The following is a 21399-nucleotide window of genomic DNA, read 5'->3' on the forward strand; positions in this document are numbered from 1 at the left end:
CGGCCGCGCCGGCGCTCGCGAACGCGCCGAAGTCGACCTGCAGCGCCGCCCCGCGCAGGAGGCGCGCGAGCAGCGCCGGGTCGCCGCCCAGCGCGGCGCGCGCGAGCGGGCTCATGCCGCGGAGGAGCTCCTCCATGGTCCGCGCGACGAGCTCGAGGTCGTCCCCCTCGAGCAGCCCCTGCGCGTCGAGCTCGCCCACGACGCCGCGCTCGAGCCCCCCGAGCGCGCCCCCGAGCGCCGAGAAGTAGAGATCGAAGAGCCCGTCGAAGACCGGCACGTCGCGGGAGCGCTTCACGAGGGTCGCGCGGAGCGCCGCGCGGAAGCTCCCGCGCTCCGAGGCACCCACGAGCGCCGCGGCCTCGACTGCGTCGGCGACCTCGGCGGGCGAGACCCGCACCCCGTTCGTGCGGAGCAGCCCCGCGAACTCGGCGACGCGCGCGTACACGCGGCCGATCCTAACCGGAGCCGGCCGGCTCGTCGCCGGATCCCGCGGGGGCTCTCGGCAGGCGCGGCAGCCGGGGCGGGCGCGCCCCGCGGCGCACGGCGCCGTCCACCGGCGCGTAGGCGAGCTCCTCGCCCGCGCGCACGGCCCGCAGCATGAGCCCGCCGCGGCTCATGTCGCCCCGGCCGACGAAGTCCTGCGGGAACAGCAGGCGGCGGCCGAGGATGGCGAGCAGCGGCTCGACGTACTTGGGGCTCGCGATGCTGCCGAGCAGCACCACCTCGCCCTCGGGCCCGAGCCGCTCGCCGAGGAGCCGCGCGTCGCGCTCGAGCGGGGCGCGGAAGCGCGCGTCCCCGGCGTCCACCGGCACCGCGGCGAAGGCGCGCAGCTCCGCCGCCCGGATCGTGGCGTCCACCGGCACGAGGCCCGCCCCCGGGGCGATCACGAGCGCGCCCGGGACGTCCCGCGGCGGACGTCCGAACGCACGCGCATAGGCGAGCTTGCCCCGGAAGTAGAGGCCGCTCGCGAAGGCGAAGACCTCCCCCAGGGGCGCGCCGTCGCCCTGGACCGCGTGCGCGAGGGCGAAGCGGGCGCGCGGGGAGAGGACGAGCGCCATGCGCTCGCCCCCGCTGTTCGCGGGGGAGAGGAGGAACACGCGGTGCGCCGCCCGCGCGGCCGCGGTATCACCACCCTCGATGACCTCGTGGGTCCTGCCCGTCTTCCTCGTCCTCTTCGCCATCCAGTACGCGGTCGAGACCGGTCTCCTCCTGCTCAACCTGCGCCACGTCGCCCGCGCGCGCGGGGTGCCGGGGCCTCTCTCCGGCCGCGTCGACGAGGCGACGGCCGAGCGGAGCCGCGCCTACACGCTCGCGAACGGTCGCTTCGCGCTCGCGCACGGGGCGTTCTCCACCGCGCTCACGCTCGCGATCCTGCTCTCCGGCGTGCTCCCCACGCTCGACGCGGGGCTCGCGGCGGCGGGGCTCGAGGGCGCGCACCGGTTCGCCGCCTTCCTGGTCGCGCTGAGCCTCGCGTTCTCCGCGGCCGCGCTCCCGTTCGCGCTCTTCCACACCTTCGTGCTCGAGGCGCGCTTCGGCTTCAACCGCACGACCCTGCGCCTCTGGCTCGTGGACCGCCTGAAGGCGCTCGCCCTCCAGGCGGCGCTCGGCGTCCCCCTCCTCTACGCGACCTACGGGTTCATGCGCTTCACCGGCGCGCTCTGGTGGGTCTGGCTCTTCGCCTTCTACGTGGCGATCCAGCTCGTCCTGCTGTGGCTGTACCCGTCGATCATCGCCCCCATCTTCAACCGCTTCCAGCCCTTGCCGGACGGGCCGCTGCGCGCGCGCGTCGAGGCGCTCGCGCGCGAGGCCGGGTTCGCCCACCGCGGGCTGTACGTGATGGACGCGTCGCGGCGCTCGGGCCACTCGAACGCCTACTTCACCGGGATCTTCCGTCCCCGCATCGTGCTGTTCGACACGCTCGTCGAGAAGATGAGCGTGGACGAGGCGGCGAGCGTGCTCGCCCACGAGATCGGCCACTACCGCGCGCACCACGTGCAGCGCCGGCTCGCGCTCTCCGCGGCAGGCACCCTCCTCCTGCTGTTCGCGCTCTCGCGCCTCGTGCCCTGGCCGCCGCTCTACGCCGCGTTCGGCTTCGAGGGCCCGAGCCTGCACGCCGCCCTGGCGCTCGTGTCGCTCGGGGGCGGCGCGTTCGTGTTCTGGCTCTCGCCCCTCGCGGCGCGGCTCTCGCGCCGGCACGAGTACGAGGCCGACCGGTACGCGGTGCGCCTCGCCGGCGCGCCGGAGGCGCTCGAGACCGCGCTCGTGCGCCTCAACGGCGAGAACCTCTCGAACCTCCACCCGCACCCCTGGTACAGCGCGTGGCACTACAGCCACCCGGTGCTCGTGGAGCGGCTCGCGGCGATAGAGCGGGCCGCCGCCGCCGAGCGGCAGGCGGCGGCGCCCGCGGCGGGGTGACTCGCGAGGACGCCTGGCCTGAACGGACGGATCGGGGCTCGCGACGCCGGAGGTGCCGCGCGAATCAGCCCCCGTCGCTCACGCGCTGCCCGTTGGAGCCGCGTAGAGGTCCGTCACCGTCGAGCCGAGGAACGCGACGAGCGCGTCCCGCTTCAGCTTGAGCGTGGGCGTGATGAGCGCCGGGTGATCCTGCGGCGAGCCGGGGATCACCACGAGCCGCTTCGGCTTCTCGTAGTCGCTGAACGCGCCGAGCGCGGCGCGGGCGCGCGGGAGCAGCTCCTGGGCCGCGTCCTTCCCTGCCGCCGCGATCCGCGCGAGCTCCTCCGCCGCGACGAACACCGCCGCGGCCACGAACGGCCGCCCCTCCCCGAGCAGCATCGCCCCCTGGAACGGCGCGGCCGACGCGATGGCCAGCTCGATGGGCTCGGGCGTCACCTTCTTGCCGGTCGAGAGCACCATCAGGTCCTTCTTGCGCCCCTCGATGCGGAGCAGCCCCTCCGCGTCGAGCTGGCCGATGTCGCCGGTGCGGAAGAAGCCGTCCTCGGTGTACGCGCCCTGCTCGTCCTCGCGCTCGAGGTAGCCGGTGAGGAGGAGCGGGCCCCGGAGGAGCAGCTCGCCCTCGGGCGAGAAGCGGAGCTCGTGGTCGGGCGTGACGACGCCGGCGCTCCCCGCGCGGCGCCCGCCGGAGAACAGGTTCGAGGAGATGAGCCCGGCCGTCTCGCTCATGCCGTACAGCTCGACGAACGGCATCCCGAGCGCCTCGAAGAAGCGGAACAGGGCGGGCGCCGCGGGGGCACCCCCGGAGAAGAGGCCGCGCACCCGGCCGCCGAGCTTCGCGCGCACCGCCCTCCCCACGAGCCGGTCGGCGAGCCGGGTGAGCGCGCGATCGCGCGCCGAGCGCCCGCCGTCGACGCGGACCCGCGCCGCGGCGGCGAGCGACGCGTTCGCGAGCGCGCGCAGCGGACCGGGGAGCGCCGCGAGCTTCGCCTCGACGGCCCCGCGGATCCGCTCGTAGACGAGCGGCACGGAGAACAGATAGGTCGGGCCGAGCGCCAGCCCGCGCTCGAGGTCCTCGCGGCGCGAGAGCATGACGAGGCCGTGCGTCTCCGCCAGCGCGAGGGCGAACTGATCGTGCCCGGCGACGTGCGCGAACGGGAGGAAGTGGAGCCCGACGTCCTCCCGCGTGCGGCCGACGGCGACGTGACCGCCCTCGATGGCGTGCACGATGGCGCGCTGCGCGAGGCGGACGCCCTTCGGCCGCCCGGTCGTACCGCTCGTGAAGAGGAGGAGGAACGGGTCCTCCTCGCCCGCGGCGCGGGCGAGCGCCTCGAGCGCGTCGAGGTCGAGGCCCTCGCCCGCGAACACCTCCGCCACCGTCGCCGTGCGGACGCCCGCCGGCACGGAGGCCGGCGCGAGCGGCTCGGCCGAGACGATGGCCGCGAGCCCCGCGGCCGCGAGCTCGGCGGCGATGGGGGCGAGCTTGGCCCAGAGCGCCGCCGAGCCGACGAACGCGATGCGCGGCCGCACGCGGCGCGCGATCCCCTGCACCGGCTCGGGCGCGAGGCTCGCGAACAGCGTCGCGGGCTCGGCGCGGAGGGCCTGGGCCCCGAGGGCGAGCATCTGCCACTCGGGCGAGTTCTCTGCGAGGAGGAGGACGCGCGTGCCCGGGCCCACCCCCGCGTCGCGGAGGAACGCGGCGGCGCGGCCCGCGCCGGCGGCGAAGTCGCCGAAGGTGAGGACGCGCGGGGGTTCGTCGGGCCTCGTGGGATCGAGGTACCGGATGAAGACCTTCCCGGGGACGCGACGGGCGGCGGCGACCATGAGCCGCGGCAGCGTCCGCTCCGGGAACCGCTCGATCGAAAGTCTCCGGTCCATGCTCTCGCTCTCTCCCAGGGCGTGCGGGTGGGGAGCGTGGCCTGAGACTGTCATGCGCGTGTCACCGCGGACGCGCAAGCGCCCCCCGCGACAGGGTCCCCGCAGCAGGGTCAGCGGGCCGCGGTGAGGAGCGCCACCGCCTCGACGTGGTGCGTCTGCGGGAACATGTCCACCGGCTGCACCGCCGCCACCCGGAAGCCCGCCTCGACGCAGGCGCGCAGATCGCGCGCGAACGTGGCGGGATCGCAGGAGACGTAGACGGCGCGCGGGACCCCGAGCTCCCGGAGCGCGGGCCCGATCCCCTTCGCCCCCTCCCGCGGGGGATCGAGGAGCACCGCCCCGAACCGTCGCGCCGAGGGGCCGGTCTCGCGCGCGAACGCGAGCGCGAGCTTCAGCGCGTCCCCTGCGAAGAACCGGACGTTCCCGGCGCCGGCCAGGTCGGCGCGGGCGAGCTCGAGCGCCGGCCCCTGGACCTCCACCGCCGCGACGGCCCGGGCGCGCGCGGCGAGCGGACCGGTGAAGTTCCCCGCCCCGCAGTGCAGCTCGAGGACGTCGAGGCCGTCGGGCGCGAGCAGGTCGAGCGCGGCCCGGACGAGCAGCGCGTTCGCGCCGCGGTTCGCCTGCTGGAAGACGTCGGGCCGGGAGCGCTGCAGCCCGGCGCCGGCCTCGCCCGGGACCCGGGCGTGGCGCAGCACGGGCTCGCCCACGAGGGCCGGCGGAGCACCCTCGGCCTGCAGCACCACGCCGGCGAGCCCCGGCACCGCCTGGAGGAGCGCCTCGACGCGCGAGCGCACCGCGGGCGAGAGCGCGGGGAGGAGGAGCCACGCCGCTCCGCGCCCCTCGAAGGCGGACCACTCGAGGGCGACCTCGCGCGCGGGGAGGCCCGCCCGGACGAGCGCCGGCCCGACGGCCTCGCGCAGCGCATCGAGGCGCTCGTCGAGCAGGTGACACTCGCGGAGCCGCACCGGCGCGTGCGAGCGCCGCCGGAAGTACACGAGCCGGCCGCTCGCGCGGTCGAGGTGGAACTTCGCGCGCGCGCGGTAGCGGAGCGGCGACGGGGAGCCCAGGATCGGGCGCGCCTCGTAGGCGCCGGGCGAGAGCCGCGCGATGCGCCGCAGCGCCTCCGCGACGGTCCGCGCCTTCGTGGCGAGCTGGGCGGCGTAGGAGACGTGGAGCCACTCGCAGCCGCCGCACTCTCGATCGGGATCTTCCGAGAGGCCCCCTGGCCCAAAGTGCACGCAGGGCACGGGGACGCGGACGGCGCCGGGGGCCTCGAGCGAGACGAGCGTCCCGTGCGACGTCCCCTCGCCCGCGGGGACGTCGGCGACGACGCGATCGCCAGGGGCGGTCCACGGCACGAACACCGTCCGCGCGCCGGAGCGCCCCACCCCCTCGCCGCCGGAGGCGAGGTCGTCGATCGTGAGCTCGGTTCGCACGGCCAGGAGAGTTAGCGCGGACGGCGCCCGGTGTCACCGCGGCGCTCGCGCGGGCAGAGGCGCGGCTTCACGCCTCCTCGAGCTGGTGGCGCAGCCGGTTCACGAAGGCCTCGAGGTCGCTCCGCTTGGAGTCGTCGAGGTCGGTGAACTCGACCCCCATGCCGGGCACGAGGTTCACGCGGTTGTCGAACTCGGTGACCCGCGCGACGCGACCCGTGAGCTGGTAGGGGAACGACGCGCCGGGGAGCTGGATGAGGATCTTCACGCCCGTGCCGACCGGCAGCGGGCTGCGGGTGTTGATGAAGAGCCCGCCCTGGCTGATGTTCGTGGCCCAGTCCGTGAGGAAGCTGCCGACGCTGCGGTACGCCACCGGGATCTCGTGGTGGAGGCGCGCGGTCTTGCGCTTGTTCCCCGGCGGGCGTTGCATGTCGAAACTGTAGCAGCAGCGATCGGGGCGGCCAAGGACGCTGCGTGCGCCTCACCGGCACCCCGCCAGAGCTCGTGAAGGAATCGGGGCCTTCGCGAGGTGCAGCAGGCCCATTCGTTCACGCGCTCACGCGAGGACGAGCTCCACCCCGACCCCGCGCGCGCCGAGCCGCGCCGCGGCGCTCCCCTCGCGCACCGCGAGCTCCACGCGGCCCCCGCTCCCCACGTAGGCGACGAGCTCGCCGGGGGCGCCGTCACCGAAGGTGCGCACGAAGCGCACGCGCTCCCCCCCGACGCGCACCTCCGCGACCGCGGCGCCGGCGAGGTCCGCCTCGCGCACCGAGGTGACGAGGTTCCCGAACGGATCGGCGGCGAGCGTCACGCCGGCGAGGGCGCCGCCGCGGCGCTCCGCCCCGGGCCAGGCGAGCCGCTCCGGATCGGAGAGCGAGGGGCCGAGCCGCTCCGGCGCGCCACCCGCGGCGAGGAACGCCGCGGCGGGGGCGAAGAGGTCTCGGCCGTGGAAGGTCGCGCTGCGCGGCGCCGGCACCGCGACGCCCGGGGTGATCTCGAACGCACGCGCGCCCGCGCCGAGGAAGGGCGTGAGGAGCCCGTTGTCGGGGCCGACGAGCAGGCGCCCCGCGGGATCGACGACGCACAGCGCGCGCCGCGCCGTCCCCACGCCCGGATCGACCACGGCGAGGTGGATCGCCGCCGGCGGGAACCAGGGCACGCACGCCTCGAGGAGGAGCGCGCCGGCCAGGACGTCGAACGCGGGCACCTCGTGCGACACGTCCACGAGCCGCGCGTCCGGATGCGCGGCGAGCAGCACCGCCTTGAGCTGCGCCGGGTAGCCGGAGCCGGCGCCGAAGTCCGTGAGGAGCGTGAAGAGCGGGCCCAAGATTCCCCGTCGAAGGGTGAGCGCCGCCTCAGACCTTCATCGTCCTCACGTCCGGCGCGACGATGAGCTTCGGCTCGGTGAGCCGCTGGACCGAGTCCACGGTCTCGCCCGGCGCGAGCTCGCGGAGCACGAGCCCGTCCTGGGTGACGTCGAGCCAGGCGCGGTCGGAGCAGATGGCGGAGACGCAGCGGCGGCCGGTGAGGGGCAGCGCGCACTGCCGCAGGACCTTGGGGCGCCCGTCCTTGGTCGCGTGATCCATCATCACGACCACGCGCCGCGCGCCGGCGACGAGGTCCATCCCGCCGCCCATCCCCTTCACCATCTTGCCGGGCACGAGCCAGTTGGCGAGGTCGCCGTGCTCGGACACCTCGAGCGCGCCGAGGATGGCGAGGTCCACGTGGCCGCCGCGGATCATCGCGAACGACTCGGCCGAGGAGAAGAACGAGGCGCCGGGGAGGACGGTCACCGTCTCCTTGCCCGCGTTGATGAGGTCGGGATCCTCCTCGCCCTCGTACGGATACGGGCCGACGCCGAGGATGCCGTTCTCCGACTGGAGCACGACCTCCACGCCGGGCGGCACGTAGTTCGACACCAGCGTCGGCATCCCGATGCCGAGGTTCACGTAGAAGCCGTCGCGGAGCTCCTGGGCGACGCGGCCGGCGATCTGCTCGCGGGTGAGCGGCATGTCTCGGTCCTCCTCAGGAAGGCCGCGGACGGACCGTCCGCCGCTCGATCCACTTCTCGTACCGCTCGCCCTTCACGACGCGCTTCACGTACACGCTCGGCGTGTGGACCGCGTCGGGGTCGAGCTCGCCCGGCTGGAGGACGTGCTCCACCTCCGCGATCGTGATCTTCGCGGCGCTGGCCATCATCGGGCCGAACTGGCGCGTCGTCTTCCGGTAGAGGAGGTTGCCCCAGGTGTCGGCCTTCCACGCGTACACGAGCGCGAAGTCCGCCTTGAGCGGACGCTCGAGGAGGTACTCGCGCCCGTCGATGACCCGCGTCTCCTTGCCCTCGGCGACCTGCGTCCCGACGCCCGTCGCGGTGTAGAAGCCGCCGATGCCGGCGCCGCCGGCGCGGATGCGCTCGGCGAGCGTGCCCTGCGGCACGAGCTCCACCTCGAGCTCGCCCGAGAGGAACTGCCGCTCGAACTCCTTGTTCTCGCCGACGTACGACGAGACCATCTTCCGGATCTGGCGCGCCTTCAGGAGGATGCCGAGGCCCTGGTCCGTCGTGCCGCAGTTGTTCGAGATGACGGTGAGGTCCTTCACGCCCTTGCGGTGCAGCGCGGCGATGAGGTTCTCCGGGTTGCCGCACAGGCCGAAGCCGCCGACCATGAGGGTCGCGCCGTCCCGGATGTCCGCCACCGCCGCGTCGGCCGACTCGACGAGCTTGTTCATGGGAGCTCCTCAGCGCTCGACCACGAGCGCGACCGCCTCGCCGCCGCCGATGCAGAGCGACGCGAGCCCGCGGTGCTTGCCGAGGTCCTTCATCGCGTGGAGCAGCGTCACGAGGATGCGCGCCCCCGAGGCGCCGATGGGGTGACCGAGCGCCACCGCGCCGCCGCGCACGTTGACGTTCTTCGCGTCCAGGTCGAGGAGCCGGTTGTTCGCGATCGACACCACCGCGAGCGCCTCGTTGATCTCCCAGAGGTCGACGTCCCTCGTCGCGAGCTTCGCCTTCTCGAGCGTGAGCTTCACCGCGTCCGCGGGGGCGATGGTGAACTCGACCGGTGCCCGGGCGGCCCCGCCCCAGGCGCGCAGCCGGCCGAGCACGGTGCGGCCCTCGCGCGCCGCGCGCTCGGCGCTCATGAGCACCACCGCGGCGCCGCCGTCGTTGATGGACGACGAGTTCGCGGCGGTGACGCTGCCGTCCTTCTTGAAGACCGGCCGGAGGCCCGGGATCTTGTCGGGCTTCGCGTTCTTGGGCCCGTCGTCGTCCCAGACGAGCGTCTTCTCGCCACGCTTCGCCTCGACCTCCACCGGGACGATCTCGGCCTTGAAGGCGCCGCTCCGCCACGCCTCGATCGCGCGGCGGGTGGACTCGAGCGCGTACTCGTCCTGGGCGGCCCGCGAGATGCCCTGCGTGGTCGCGCAGGCCTCGGCGCACATGCCCATGTGCTGCTGGTTGTACACGTCCCACAGGCCGTCGTGGACGAGCCCGTCCACGAGCTCGACGTTGCCCATGCGCGCGCCGGTGCGCGCGGCGCGGTCGTAGTACGGGACGTTCGACATCGACTCCATCCCGCCCGCCACCACCACCTCGGCGTCGCCGAGGGCGATCGCCTGCGCGCCCGAGATGACCGCCTTGAGCCCGGAGCCGCAGACCTTGTTGAGCGTCCAGCAGGGCGTCTTCTCCGGGAGGCCGGCGAAGAGCGCCGCCTGCCGCGCGGGCGCCTGACCCACGCCCGCCTGGAGCACGTTCCCCATCACGACCTCGTCCACCGCCGAGGGCTCGACGCCCGCGCGCTCGAGCGCCGCCCGGATGGCGGTCGCGCCCAGCCGCGGGGCGGTGACGCTCGCGAGCGAGCCGAGGAACGAGCCGATGGGCGTACGCGCCGCCCCCACGATGACCACTTCGCGTCCGGGCATTGATGACCTCTCGTCGTCGGGAGCTCCGGAGGGACCTCCGGGCGCCCGGGAACATAGGATGCGCCGATCCGGCGCGCCAACCGAAGCTTTACCGCGCCGGCCTTGCCCGCGCGCGGCGCCCTCTCTAACCTGCCCACCCCGACATGCCCCCTGCCGCCTCGCCCGCCATCATCGTCCACGGCGGAGCCGGAAGCCTCGGTTCCGATGACCCAGCCTCATCCGGGGGCGCCGACGCCCCGCGCCTGGAGGGCGTCCGCCTGGCCTGCGACGCGGGCCAGGCGGTGCTCCTCGCCGGCGGGAGCGCGCTCGACGCGGTGGAGACCGCGGTGCGGGTGCTCGAGGACGACCCCACCTACAACGCGGGCACCGGCGCCACCCTCACCGCCGCGGGCGACGTGGAGCTCGACGCCTCGATCATGGACGGCGAGACGCTCCGCTGCGGCGCGGTCGCGGTGGTGAAGGACGTGCGGAACCCGGTGACCCTGGCGCGCGCGGTGATGGAGCGGTCGCAGCACGTGCTGCTCGCCGGGCCGGGCGCGTCCGCGTTCGCGCGCGAGGCGGGGATCCCGCCGTACGAGAACGCGCTGCTCGTGACGGCCCGCCAGCGCGCGCGATGGGAGGAGGCCTGCGCCGCGGCGGCCGGGACCGGGCCCGCGGGGGCGCCCTTGCCCGGGAAGAAGTTCGGGACCGTCGGCGCGGTCGCGCGCGACGCGCGGGGACACCTCGCCGCCGCGACCTCGACGGGCGGCATGCAGCTCAAGCTCCCGGGCCGCATCGGCGACACGCCGCTCATCGGCTGCGGCACCTACGCCGACGACCTCCTCGGCGCCGTGTCGTGCACCGGCCACGGCGAGCGGATCATCCAGCTCACGCTCGCGCGCCTCGTCGCGGATCGCGTCGGTCGCGGCGCGACGCCCATGGACGCGGCGCGCGAGGCCATCGCCGCGCTCGGCCGTCGCGTGCGAGGAGAGGGCGGCGTGATCGTCGTCGGACCGCGCGGAGAGGTCGGCTTCGCGCACAACACCCCGGTGATGAGCCGGGCGTGGACGACTCCGGACGGAGACGTGGTCGCGGAGCTCTGATCATGAGCGCCGCCGTCCTCCATCTCGACCCAGCCAGCCGGTCGGCTCCGCGCGCGGTGCGCGCCTCATCTCCTTCGCCCGCCTGCCTGGGCCCTCATCACGTTCCTCGATGGGAAGACGCTCAGGAGCCCGGCGAGCGCGACGCCGCAGGGGAAGTCCCACGGTCTCGCGTCATGGCCCGGGGTCACGCCTTGGATGAACTCCACCTGACCGTCGAATTCGCCGCGCGTCGCCGTCGGCGGGGGATGCGCCGGGCCTCCGCGACGCACAGCCTCGGGCCGACGGGCCATGGAGACCCGGCGAACGGAGGAGGTCGGGGGATGAACTGGAGTCAGCGAGTGAGGACGGGCGTGTTCGGCTGTGCGATGGGCGCGATGCTGACGCTACCGACCCTGGCGGCGGCCCACCTGCCACCCTCGTGCCCCGAGACGTGGAACCCGGCGGCGCAGCCCGAGAAGTTCGATGGGGTTCCGGGCGGGTGGTCGACCGCTCCGGGCACGAAGAACGAGGCCACGCCGCAGAATCCGGACGGCTTCTTCCTCCTGCAGTCGGCGGATGGGCACGGCCTCAAGCTCTACAACGGGTGCCCTGGCATCGGCGGCGTCGAGGACGGGAACGGCGACGGCGAGCAGATCGACGCGCTCGTCGTCCCGGACGGCACCGCCATCAAGTACACCGAGGCGAACGGCAAGGCGCCGGGCTGGAAGCTGATGGCCGGCAGCAAATCGGGTAACCCCCACTCCGACTACGTCTACGTTCACGTGTGGGGCCAGGGAGATCTCTGGATCTGCGACGAGAAGGACGCGACCGCGTGCACCTGCTGCTACGTGCCGCCGCCGCCCTTCACGCCGCCGGCGGACTGATGGCGCTGATCGCTCGAGTCGACCCGGCCCACCGCTCGCCCTTCGACAGGCTCGGAGGCGAGCAGTCTTTGCTCCGCTCCTGCTGAGCGCTTCAAGCACGAGCGGGTCCCGGCATCGAGAGGCCGTCCCGTCGCGGGGCGGCCTCTCGCATTCCAGCCACTAGCCTCCGCGCGAGATGCTGCCGCTCCCCGCGGACTTCGCCTCCTCCACTCGCCCCTCGCCGTGCCACGTCACGTCACCCGAGCCGCTCGTGCGCGCGCGGAGGGCTCCGCCACCGAGCGTCAGCTCCACGGCGCCCGACCCGGACGTACGGACGTCGGCGTCGTGCGCGGTGAGCTCTCGCGCGCGGATGTCGCCCGACCCCATCGTGCGCCCGACGAGGGTCTCCGCCTTGCCCGCGAGGGTGATCTCGCCCGAGCCCCTCGTCGTGACCTCGAGCCGCGCCGCCTCGCCCCGCCAGCGGATCTCGCCCGAGCCGGTCGTGTCGAGCGCGAGGTCTCCCTTGCCGCCGTCGACGACCGCCTCGCCCGAGCCGCGGGTCTCGAGCGCCCGGAGCTCCGGGACGGTCACGATGACGCGCGCCTCGCGGGACGGCCGGACGTCGTCATCGGTGTCCACCACGAGCGTGCTGCCCTCGACGCGCGCGCGGACGTGAGGCTGGAGGTTGGAGTCGACCACGACCGACACCGCACGTGGCGGACCGACCTTCACGACCGCGTCGACGGCGCCGCGCAGCGAGATGCGATCGAAGGCGCCCGTCTCGCGCTGCTCGGTGGTGACGTTCCCGTCGCCGTCCAGGCGTCCGCGAGCGAGGGCGGGCGTGGCAGCGGAGAGGCAGGCGACGGCCGCGAGGGCGAGGCGCATGGAGTCTCCCGATCGGACGATAAGCGGCCGAGGGATGCCCGGCCCGTGCGCCGGACACCCCCCGCCGGTCCTCTCTCCCCAGAGGGACGGATCGCTCTACGCGCGCGCCGCGGACTTATTTCGCGGGCGGGAGCCGCCCCAGGTCGAGGAACGGCTTCACGAGGTCGATGGGGAGGGGGAACACGACGGTGGAGTTCTTCTCCGCGGCGATCTCGACGAGGGTCTGGAGGTAGCGGAGCTGCAGCGCGCCGGGCGAGCGCGCGATGACGTCGGCGGCCTGGCCGAGCTTCTCGGCGGCCTGGTACTCGCCCTCGGCCGCGATCACCTTCGAGCGCCGCTCTCGCTCCGCCTCGGCCTGCTTCGCCATCGCGCGCCGCATCTCGTCCGGGAGGTCCACCTGCTTCACCTCGACCGCGGTGACCTTCACGCCCCAGGGCTCGGTGTGGCGATCGATGATCTCCTGGAGCTGGCGGTTGATCTTGTCGCGCTGGCTGAGGAGGTCGTCGAGCTCCACCTGGCCGAGCACGGAGCGGAGCGTCGTCTGGGCGAACTGGCTCGTCGCGAACAGGAAGTCCGTCACCTGGAGGAAGGCGCGGTCCGCCTGGAGCACGCGGAAGTAGATGACCGCGTTCACCTTCACGGAGACGTTGTCCCGCGTGATGACGTCCTGCGGCGGCACCTGCTCCGCGGTGATGCGCATGTCGATGATGATCATCCGGTCGATGAACGGGATGATCCACTTGAGCCCCGCGGTGCGGATACCGGCGAACCGGCCGAGCCGCAGGATCACGCCCTGCTCGTACTCGTTGATGATCCGGATGCCGGAGAGGAACCAGAGCAGGACGACGGCGATGGGGATGGCGATTCCGATGAGCGGCACGTCTGGACCTCCAGGACCGTTCGTGGAGCGGCTTGCTTCGCAGCGTGGCCCTACTATCCCGCGGCGGCCGCCTCCGCGACCACCTTCACGGTGAGACCGTCGACCGCGACGACGCGGACGCGCGCCCCCTTCGGGATCGGGAGCGCGCTGCGCGCCTGCCAGTACTCACCGTGGACGAAGACCTCGCCCGCGGCCGGGCCGACGTCCGAGAGCGCCTCGCCCGCGCTGCCGAGGAGGCCGGGCGCCCCGAGCTGCAGCGGGCGCCGCCGCGTCGCGGCGATCTTCCAGGCCATGAAGCCGAGCGCGAGCGCGACCGCGATGGGCGTGGGCCAGACGATCCAGGGGGAGATCCGGAGCGCGCCCGGCGCGAAGCGGTAGTCGGGCGAGGCCTGATCCACGAAGAAGAGCAGGCCGAGCACGAGGCACGCCGTCCCTCCGAGGCCCGCGAGGCCGTGGGTCGTGACGTAGGCCTCCACGACGAGGAGCGCCGCCCCCACGAGCAGGAGGATCACCGCGCCCGCGTTCACCGGGATGACCCGCATCCCCATGAAGCCGAGGAAGAGCGCGAACGCGCCGACGACGCCCGGCACGAAGGAGCCGGGGTGGTACAGCTCGAGCGCGATCCCGAGGGTGCCGACGAGCATGAGGATCGCGAGGACGTTCGGGTCGGCGAGGAAGGACAGGAGCTTCTGGCGGAGCGTCTTCTCGTAGGGCTCGAGCGCGGCGCCGCGGGTCCGCAGCGTGCTCTCTCCGGCGGAGGTCTTCACCTTGCGCCCGTCCGCGGCGTCGAGCGCGGAGCGGAGGTCCGGCGCGGTGAAGTCCACGACGCGCTGCATCACCGCGTCGGCCGAGGTGATGGCGACGCTCTCGCGGACCGCGCGCTCCGCCCAGTCGGCGTTCCGGCCGCGGGCGGCCGCGACGCTGCGCGCGAAGGCGGCGGTGTCGTTCTCCACCTTCTTCGCCATGTCCTTGCCGGCCTCCTCCGCGACGTCGCGGCCGGAGCCGGTCACCGGATGGGCGGCGCCGATGTTGGAGGTCGGGTGCATCGCCGCGACGTCCGCGGCGAGCGTGAGGAACACGCCCGCCGAGCCCGCCCGCGCGCCGGCGGGGCCGACCCACACGACGATCGGGGTGGGCGAGGCGAGCATCGCCTGCACGATCTCGCGGGTGGCGTCGAGCGCGCCGCCCGGCGTGTCGAGGGTGACGGCGAGCGCCGCGTAGCCGCCCTCGCGCGCCTTCGCGAGCCCCGCCTCGACGTACTCCGCGGTCCCGCCGGTGATCGGACCGCGGATCTCCAGCGTGAGCACCCGCTGCGCGCCGGCAGCGGGCGGCGCGACGGGGGCGGCGAGCGCGAGCGCCGCCGCGAGCGCGGCCGTGGCCGCGACGGTGAGGCGCGCTCTCGAAGGAAGGCGCATGGCTACCTCCGCGGCGTGGGCCGCCCGAGCTCCTTCATGACGAGCTGCAGGTCCTCCCACGCCTTCTTCTTCTCCTCCGGGCTGCGGAGGAGATAGGCCGGGTGGAACGTCGGCATGAGCTTCACGCCGCCGTAGGTCGACCAGCGGCCGCGGAGCCTGCTGATGGGCGTCGGGTCCCGGAGCAGGGTCTGCGCCGCGAACTTGCCGAGCGCGACGATCACCTTCGGTGAGATGGCGTCGATCTGCCGGCGCAGGAACGGCTCGCACGCCGCGATCTCGTCCGGCTCGGGGTTGCGGTTCCCGGGGGGGCGGCACTTCACCACGTTCGCGATGTAGACGTCCTCGCGCCGGAAGCCCATCGCCTCGATCATCCGGGTGAGGAGCTGCCCCGCCTTGCCGACGAAGGGCTCTCCTTGCGCGTCCTCGTCGGCCCCCGGCCCCTCGCCGACGAACATCAGCTCCGCCTGCGGGTTGCCCACGCCGAACACGAGGTGCGTCCGGCCTCCGGCGAGCTTGCAGCGCGTGCACTCGCCGAGGTCCTGCCGCAGCGCGAGCAGCGCGGGGCTGCCGCACCCCTTGCCGGCGAGGGAGTACTCGCCCTCGGAGGGCGCCGGCGAGCTCCCCACGCCGGGAGGAGGTGGCGCGGCCGGGGCGGTCGGGGCGGCTCGAACCGCTCCCTGCGGCGGCGGCTCCCTCGAGGTGGACGGCGGCAACACCGGTTCGGGGATCTCGGCGACGCCCGCGGAGCGCAGCCACGTGAGGTGGCGAAGCGCCTCCTCGGCGACCCGCGCGAGCTCCTCGCTCCCCTGCCCGACGTGCTTGCTCACGGCCGCTCGACCCCACGAGAAATACGGATCCGCGCGTTGCGACGCGACTGATCCGGAACCTAGAATCCCGACCAGATGACCACGAAGCGCCTGCTCGCCACCCTGCCACTTGCCGTCGTCGCGCTGCTCGTCCTGTTCCTACCGTCCGAGGCCCACGCGTGGGGCCCGCTCGCGCACCTCAGCTTCTCGGCGCAGGCGCTCGCCAGCCTCGGCGCGGTGCAGCCCTCGATGCGCGGCCTGCTCCAGGACTTCGGCCACGACTTCCTGTACGGGTCGCTCGCGGCGGACATCGTGGTCGGCAAGAACATGGCCAGGTACCTGTACCACTGTCACAACTGGCGCGTGGGCTTCAACGTCTTCAAGCAAGCGAAGCCCGGCGCGGAGCAGGCGTTCGCGCTCGGCTTCCTCGCCCACCTCTCCGCCGACACGGTCGCCCACAACTACTACGTCCCGTTCAAGACGGTCGCCTCGTTCCACAAGACGAACACGCGCCACGCCTACTGGGAGCTGCGCTACGACCAGCGCATGGACCGGACGCTCTCGCGGCTCGCCCGGCAGGTCTCGACCCGCGCGCTGCGCGAGCACGACGCCTTCCTGGACCGGACGCTCGCGGGCGCGTCGGTGCTCCCCTTCGGCGTCTCGAAGCAGCTCTTCCGCTCGCTCCTGGCGAGCGCGCGCATGACCCGGTTCCACCACGTGTCGCGCTCGCTGCTCGCGCCCGAGCGGAACCTGGTGCTCGAGCCGGACCTCGTCACCGAGACGAACGGCCTCGCGCTCGAGGCGATCCTCGGCCTGCTCACCGAGGGCGAGCGCTGCCAGGCCGCCCGCGCGGACGCCACCGGGGCGCGCAACATCCGGCTCGCGAGCGACCTCCGCAAGCAGCTCAAGCAGCGCACCGCGCGGCGGTACGTCCTCGCCCGCGACGCCCATGAGATCGCGGCGGAGACCCGCGAGAGCTTCCGCGGCGCGATCGAGGGCAAGCTCGTCCTGCCGTCCTCGCTCGCGAAGCTGGTCGCCTGAAGACGGACCGCGATCCGGCCGCGCTCATCCCCGTGGCTGGCGAGCGCCTTCCGGACGGCGCCGTGAAGCGCCGTTCCTCGACGGCCTGCTAGCTCGCCTTCGGCCGCCGCCCGTCGAGCACCGGGAGGATCCAGTCGAGGATCGCCTCGGCGACCTGCTCCTTCGTCCCCTCGATCTCGGCGAGCTCGCCCGACGAGACGAGGGCGACCCGGTTCGTGTCCGAGCCGAAGCCGGCGCCGGGCGCGCCCACCTTGTTCGCGACCACGAGATCGCAGCGCTTGGCCTTCAGCTTCTCGCGCGCGTGGACGATGACGTCCTCGGTCTCGGCGGCGAACCCGACCAGCACCGGCGCGTCCGGACGGTCCGCGAGCCGCGCGCCGAGCCCGGCGAGGATGTCCGGCGTGCGCGCGAGGACGAGCGTCTCCTCCCCCGGGGACTTCTTCCGCTTCTGCGGCGCGACCTCGCGCGGCCGGTAGTCGGACACCGCTGCCGCGCCCACGAAGAGATCCATGCCCCCGGCCGCCGCGTCCACCGCGCGCGCCATCTCCTCCGCGGTCTCGACGCGCACGACCCGGACGCCGGCGGGGTCGGCGAGCGCGGTGGGCCCGGAGACGAGCGTCACCTCCGCGCCGCGGCGCGCCGCCGTCGCCGCCACCGCGTAGCCCATCTTCCCGGTCGAGGGGTTCGAGATGAAGCGCACCGGGTCGATGGGCTCCCGCGTCGGCCCCGCGGTGACGACCACGCGGCGCCCGGCGAGGTCCTGCCGGCCGAGGAGCCGCGCCGCCGCGAGCGCGATCTGCGCCGGGTCGGCGAGGCGCCCCTCCCCCACGTCCCCGTCCGCGAGCTCCCCCGCCTCCGGGCCGACGACGTGCATCCCGCGCGCGCGGAGCGCCGCGAGGTTCTCCTGGACCGCCGCGTTCGCCCACATCCGCGTGTTCATCGCCGGCGCCACGAGCACGGGGCACCGCATCGCGAGGAGCGTGGTCGTCACGCCGTCGTCGCCCATGCCCGCACGGATCCGCGCGATGAGATCGGCCGTGGCCGGCGCGACGATGGCGAGGTCCGCCGAGCGGGCGAGGCCGAGGTGCCCGTAGGCGAGGTCGGCCGCGGGATCGAGCAGGTCGACGAGGACGGGCGCGCCGGAGATGGCCTGGAAGGTGAGCGGCCCGACGAAGCGCGTCGCGGCCGGCGTCATGGCGACGCGCAGCGTGCCGCCGCCCTTCACGACGAGGCGCCCGACCTCGCAGGCCTTGTACGCGGCGATGCCGCCGCCGACGCACAGGACGACCGTGCGGTTGCGGAAGTTCATGCGGGCCATCTTACAGCGTTGCCCGTTCGGACCGCGCCCGTCGTGAGGCGCGAGGGTGGCGTCGCGCTCCGGGCAAGCGAAAGGCCCGGACGGGCGGCGCTCGAAGCGCTTTGCGGCGGGCCCACCCGATGCCATCCTGCGCGGGCGTGGATCCCAGCCCCGCCCCATCCGAACCGACGGCCGCGCCTCGGCCGGCGAGGAAGAGCGCGCTCGCGTTCTTCGGGGTGCTGCTCGTGCTGTTCCTGCCGGGGCTCCTCGCGCAGGCGCTCCACGTCTTCGCCGGCCTCGTCTGGTCGGAGCTGTTCGTCTTCCTCCTGCCCGCGCTCGTGCTCACGCTGGGCTCCAACCTGCGCGCCGTCCCGTACCTCCGGCTCGGGCGCGTGCGCCCCGCCGCGGTGGTGCTGGGCGCGCTCTGCGGCGTCGCCGGGACCCTCCTCGCCATGGCCGTCATGGCGGCCGCGCAGCGGGTCATGCCGCGCTCCTGGATCGAGACCTTCGACGTCGCGAAGCTCTTCGATCGCTCGCTCGCCGAGCGCGTCTTCCTCGCGGTCGTCGCGACGTTCGTCGCCCCGCCGTGCGAGGAGATCGCCTTTCGCGGGTACCTGCAGACGACGCTGCTCGCGCGGCGTGCGCCGGCCGTCGCGATCGCCGGCTCGAGCCTGCTCTTCGCGGTCATCCACCTCGACCCGGTCCGCTTCCCGGCCCTGCTCGTGCTCGGCACCGTGTTCGGCTGGCTCGCGTGGCGCTCGGGCTCGCTGTGGCCCGCCGTCGCCGCCCACGCCGCGAACAACGGCCTCGTCTCGCTGTTCGCCATCGCCGCGCCGCGCGCGGCGCCCGAGGTGGAGAACCCGCCCCTCCTGGCGCTGCTCGGCGCGCTCGTCCTCGGCGCGGCGGCGCTCGCGCCGCTCCTCGCGGCGTTCCGCTCCGTCGCGGCGGGGCCGCTCTCCCCGGAGACCGCGCTCGTCCTGCGCGATCCGGCCGATCCCTCGACCCGCTTCCGGCCGGGGCGGGTGCCCGCGTGGCTCCGGCTCACGCTGCTCCTCGGCCTTCAGATCCTGCTCGCGCTCGTCCTCGCCGTCCGGATGGGCCTCTTGCCCGGCGCGCGGCGCTGAGCCGCCCTCGGGGCGCGAAGCACGAGCCGGGGAGATCGAGGCGAGCGGCCGCGTCCGTCAGATCGACCCGCGCGGCGCCGGCCCCATCCCCTCGTCCTTGGGCGGCTTGCCGCACTCGGGCATCGTGTCCTCGACGAGCTGCGCGAGCCGCCCTCGCTTCTGCGTGTCGAGGAGCGCGTCGAGCTCGTCGCGCCGCGCCTCGGGGTCGGCCCGCAGGAGGGAGCGGTACGCCCTGAGCACGCTCTCGATGCCCGCGGTCTGGACCGCCACCCAGTCGTCCTTGGCGCGCGGGTGCTCGATGAGGTAGGTCGCCATCCCGAAGATGGACTGGAGGTACAGAGCCCGCCCGTGAGGGCCGGAGTCCTCCACGAGGACGTCCAGCGGACCCGAGCAGCTCCGCACCTGGACGTCGGGGATCGCGACGATCCAGTCGAGGAGCCAGCGGCGGGAGTCGTTCGCGTCGCGCGCGAGCGGGTCCTTCTCGAGCTTGCGCGTGGTCTGCACCGCGCGCCGGCGCTCCTCGGCCGTCGAGGGTCCGCGCGCGCCCGCGAGGGCGGGGACGAGGAGCGCGAGCGCGGTGGCGACGAGCAGCGGGCGGATCACGTGGACCTCCGGAGCAGGTGCGCCGGATCCGAGCATGGGTCGCGCCACACGTCGAGCGCGACCGCACCGTCTCCTCCTTGGGGCGGAACCTCGGTAGGCCCCTCGACAACGCGGTGCGGGTAAGCGAGCTATCGACCCACGGCGGCGGGGTGCGGGCGCCCTGCGGGGCGGCGGAGGCGGGGACCGGAGGCATTCGATGGGCAACGATGGTTCGCAGCTCGAAGACCGGGTCCTCCTGCTCATGCCCACCGCCCACGGCGCCGACCTGGCGGGGCCGGCGCTGCGCCGCGCGGGGCTGAACGTCGTCTCCCTCTCCGACACGACCACGCTCGCCAGCGAGCTCGGCCGCGGCGCGGCGGCGCTGGTGCTCGAGGCGGAGGCCCTCGGCCCGGACGCCCTCACCGAGCTCTCCGGCGCGCTCGCGCTGCAGGAGGCGTGGTCGGACCTGCCGGTCATCGTCCTCTGCCCCGCCGGCCTGCGCCTGCCCGCCGCGTCGCCTGCGCCGGAGACCCTCGAGGCGCTCGGCAACGTGACGCTCGTCGAGCGGCCCGCGCAGGTCCTCACGCTCCTCGGCGCGGTGAAGCTCGCGGTACGCAACCGCCGCCGCCAGTACGCCGCGCGCGACCTCATGCGCCAGCTCGGACGCGCGGTGGACGCCCGCGACGAGTTCCTCGCGATGCTCGGCCACGAGCTGCGCAACCCGCTCGGCGCGATCCTCCTCGCGCTGCCGCTCGTCCGCGCCTCCGACGACGAGCGCCCCCGCGGGATCATCGACCGCCAGGCGCGGCGGCTCGCGCGGCTCGTCGACGACCTGCTCGAGGTCTCGCGCGTCACCCGCGGGCAGATCACGCTGCGGCGCGAGGTCGTCGACCTCAACGAGATCGTCGGCGAGGCGGTGGCGGGGCTCGCCGAGGCCGCGAGGCTCCAGGGGCTCGACCTCGCGGTGTCCCTCTGGCGCGAGCGCGTCCCCGTCCACGCCGACTCGGTCCGCGTGGAGCAGATCGTCGCGAACCTCCTCGCGAACGCGCTCAAGTACACGCCCTCCGGCGGGCGCGTCACCGTGCTCGTCGCCCGGCGCAACGAGAAGGCCTCGATCCGCGTCTGCGACGACGGGATCGGCATCCCGCCCGAGATGATCTCCCGCATCTTCGAGCCGTTCACCCAGGCCGCGACGACCATCGACCGCGCCCAGGGTGGGCTGGGGCTCGGCCTCGCGCTCGTGAAGCGGCTCGTCGACCAGCACGGCGGCACCGTCGAGGCGCGGAGCCCGGGGCCGGGCCTGGGGAGCGAGTTCGAGGTGTCGCTCCCGATCGCCGCGGTCACCGAGGCGGGGGAGCGGCCCCTGCCCCGCCAGGAGCCGCGCGCGGGCAAGCTCCGCGTCCTCGTCGTGGAGGACAACGAGGACAACCGCGACGCGCTCCGCCTGCTCGTCGAGCACCTCGGCCACGAGGTCGACGCGGTCGAGGACGGGCTCCGCGGCGTCGCGCGCGCCCTCTCGGATCACCCCGACGTGATGCTCGTGGACATCGGCTTGCCCGGGCTCGACGGCTACGAGGTCGCGCGGCGGGTCCGCGGCGCGCTCGGCCAGGGCGTGAAGCTCGTCGCCGTGACGGGCTACGGGCAGCCGGAGGACCGGCGCCGCGCCATCGCCGCCGGCTTCGACCAGCACCTCACGAAGCCGGTGGACTACGACACGCTCTTCCGGCTGTTCAAGCCGGGCTCGTGGTCGTCGCCGGTCGGAGCGGCCGCGGGCTGACGCGCCGCTCCGGGCCGCCCGGGCGCG

20 protein-coding genes and 1 pseudogene are annotated in these 21399 nt (G+C 74.4%); 6 read left to right on the forward strand and 15 right to left on the reverse strand.

Translation table 11 applies throughout. From position 1 onward, the window contains the following. Positions 1-445 (reverse strand): annotated as a pseudogene (locus tag MNZ29_RS15575) (hypothetical protein); the annotation flags it as partial. A 10-nt stretch (positions 446-455) separates the two neighbouring features. Further along, on the reverse strand, positions 456-1181 hold the full coding sequence (locus tag MNZ29_RS15580; RefSeq protein ID WP_242339738.1) for a hypothetical protein: 726 nt from the start codon (positions 1179-1181) through the stop codon (positions 456-458). On the opposite strand from MNZ29_RS15580, the gene MNZ29_RS15585 reads away from it, so the two are divergent. After that, positions 1138-2415 (forward strand): M48 family metallopeptidase, encoded by a 1278-nt coding sequence (locus MNZ29_RS15585; protein ID WP_242339740.1) that lies wholly within the window; start codon positions 1138-1140, stop codon positions 2413-2415. The genes MNZ29_RS15580 and MNZ29_RS15585 overlap by 44 nt on opposite strands. Before the next feature lie 78 nt (positions 2416-2493). Here MNZ29_RS15585 and MNZ29_RS15590 read toward each other — a convergent pair whose 3' ends face one another. The 7 genes from MNZ29_RS15590 to MNZ29_RS15620 all read right to left on the reverse strand — a co-directional run bounded on the left by MNZ29_RS15590 (position 2494) and on the right by MNZ29_RS15620 (position 9641). Continuing rightward, entirely contained in the window at positions 2494-4290 is a 1797-nt protein-coding gene (locus tag MNZ29_RS15590; RefSeq protein WP_242339742.1) for an AMP-binding protein, read from the reverse strand. A gap of 110 nt (positions 4291-4400) precedes the next feature. Beyond that, entirely contained in the window at positions 4401-5726 is a 1326-nt protein-coding gene (locus MNZ29_RS15595) for a class I SAM-dependent RNA methyltransferase (RefSeq protein ID WP_242339744.1), read from the reverse strand. 67 nt (positions 5727-5793) lie between these two features. Then, positions 5794-6153 (reverse strand): TIGR02266 family protein, encoded by a 360-nt coding sequence (locus tag MNZ29_RS15600; RefSeq protein ID WP_242339746.1) that lies wholly within the window; start codon positions 6151-6153, stop codon positions 5794-5796. Positions 6154-6279: 126 nt separating this feature from the next. Further along, complete coding sequence (locus MNZ29_RS15605; RefSeq protein WP_242339749.1) at positions 6280-7050, reverse strand: S-adenosyl-l-methionine hydroxide adenosyltransferase family protein; 771 nt, start codon at positions 7048-7050, stop codon at positions 6280-6282. Between the two features lie 28 nt (positions 7051-7078). Beyond that, positions 7079-7735, reverse strand: coding sequence for a 3-oxoacid CoA-transferase subunit B (locus MNZ29_RS15610; protein WP_242339751.1), 657 nt, complete (start codon positions 7733-7735; stop codon positions 7079-7081). A gap of 13 nt (positions 7736-7748) precedes the next feature. Next, complete coding sequence (locus MNZ29_RS15615) at positions 7749-8450, reverse strand: CoA transferase subunit A (RefSeq protein ID WP_242339755.1); 702 nt, start codon at positions 8448-8450, stop codon at positions 7749-7751. Between the two features lie 9 nt (positions 8451-8459). Continuing rightward, on the reverse strand, positions 8460-9641 hold the full coding sequence (locus MNZ29_RS15620; protein ID WP_242355816.1) for an acetyl-CoA C-acetyltransferase: 1182 nt from the start codon (positions 9639-9641) through the stop codon (positions 8460-8462). Between the two features lie 143 nt (positions 9642-9784). Between MNZ29_RS15620 and MNZ29_RS15625 the strand changes: the two genes are divergently transcribed. Beyond that, complete coding sequence (locus tag MNZ29_RS15625) at positions 9785-10723, forward strand: isoaspartyl peptidase/L-asparaginase family protein (RefSeq protein ID WP_242355818.1); 939 nt, start codon at positions 9785-9787, stop codon at positions 10721-10723. 320 nt (positions 10724-11043) lie between these two features. After that, complete coding sequence (locus MNZ29_RS15630; RefSeq protein ID WP_242339771.1) at positions 11044-11586, forward strand: hypothetical protein; 543 nt, start codon at positions 11044-11046, stop codon at positions 11584-11586. A 159-nt stretch (positions 11587-11745) separates the two neighbouring features. Here the strand turns inward: MNZ29_RS15630 and MNZ29_RS15635 are convergent, their stop codons facing one another. From MNZ29_RS15635 to MNZ29_RS15650, 4 genes are all read right to left on the reverse strand, one after another. Next, a complete protein-coding gene (locus MNZ29_RS15635) occupies positions 11746-12450 on the reverse strand; it encodes a head GIN domain-containing protein (RefSeq protein ID WP_242355820.1) in 705 nt (234 codons plus the stop codon). Positions 12451-12565: 115 nt separating this feature from the next. Next, on the reverse strand, positions 12566-13330 hold the full coding sequence (locus MNZ29_RS15640; RefSeq protein WP_242355821.1) for a slipin family protein: 765 nt from the start codon (positions 13328-13330) through the stop codon (positions 12566-12568). A gap of 53 nt (positions 13331-13383) precedes the next feature. Next, positions 13384-14745 (reverse strand): nodulation protein NfeD, encoded by a 1362-nt coding sequence (locus tag MNZ29_RS15645; RefSeq protein ID WP_242355822.1) that lies wholly within the window; start codon positions 14743-14745, stop codon positions 13384-13386. Between the two features lie 2 nt (positions 14746-14747). Next, positions 14748-15572 carry a uracil-DNA glycosylase gene (locus MNZ29_RS15650; protein WP_242355823.1) on the reverse strand — a complete coding sequence of 275 codons (825 nt, stop codon included), beginning with the start codon at positions 15570-15572 and terminating at the stop codon, positions 14748-14750. 75 nt (positions 15573-15647) lie between these two features. Here MNZ29_RS15650 and MNZ29_RS15655 point away from each other — a divergent pair, with 75 nt between their 5' ends. Next, positions 15648-16592 (forward strand): zinc dependent phospholipase C family protein, encoded by a 945-nt coding sequence (locus MNZ29_RS15655; protein WP_242339781.1) that lies wholly within the window; start codon positions 15648-15650, stop codon positions 16590-16592. Between the two features lie 88 nt (positions 16593-16680). On the opposite strand, the gene coaBC is transcribed toward MNZ29_RS15655, so the two are convergent. Continuing rightward, on the reverse strand, positions 16681-17901 hold the full coding sequence (gene coaBC / locus MNZ29_RS15660) for a bifunctional phosphopantothenoylcysteine decarboxylase/phosphopantothenate--cysteine ligase CoaBC (RefSeq protein WP_242339783.1): 1221 nt from the start codon (positions 17899-17901) through the stop codon (positions 16681-16683). A 128-nt stretch (positions 17902-18029) separates the two neighbouring features. Here coaBC and MNZ29_RS15665 point away from each other — a divergent pair, with 128 nt between their 5' ends. Next, entirely contained in the window at positions 18030-19013 is a 984-nt protein-coding gene (locus tag MNZ29_RS15665; RefSeq protein WP_242355825.1) for a CPBP family intramembrane glutamic endopeptidase, read from the forward strand. A gap of 57 nt (positions 19014-19070) precedes the next feature. Here the strand turns inward: MNZ29_RS15665 and MNZ29_RS15670 are convergent, their stop codons facing one another. Then, positions 19071-19616: a hypothetical protein gene (locus tag MNZ29_RS15670; protein ID WP_242355827.1), complete on the reverse strand. Its 546-nt coding sequence runs from the start codon at positions 19614-19616 to the stop codon at positions 19071-19073. A 196-nt stretch (positions 19617-19812) separates the two neighbouring features. Here MNZ29_RS15670 and MNZ29_RS15675 point away from each other — a divergent pair, with 196 nt between their 5' ends. Then, positions 19813-21372, forward strand: a complete 1560-nt coding sequence (locus MNZ29_RS15675) for an ATP-binding protein (protein ID WP_242355829.1) — start codon at positions 19813-19815, stop codon at positions 21370-21372. Positions 21373-21399: the final 27 nt, after the last annotated feature.

Origin of the sequence: Anaeromyxobacter sp. SG64, assembly GCF_022690745.1 — a bacterium.
Lineage (GTDB): Bacteria > Myxococcota > Myxococcia > Myxococcales > Anaeromyxobacteraceae > Anaeromyxobacter > Anaeromyxobacter soli.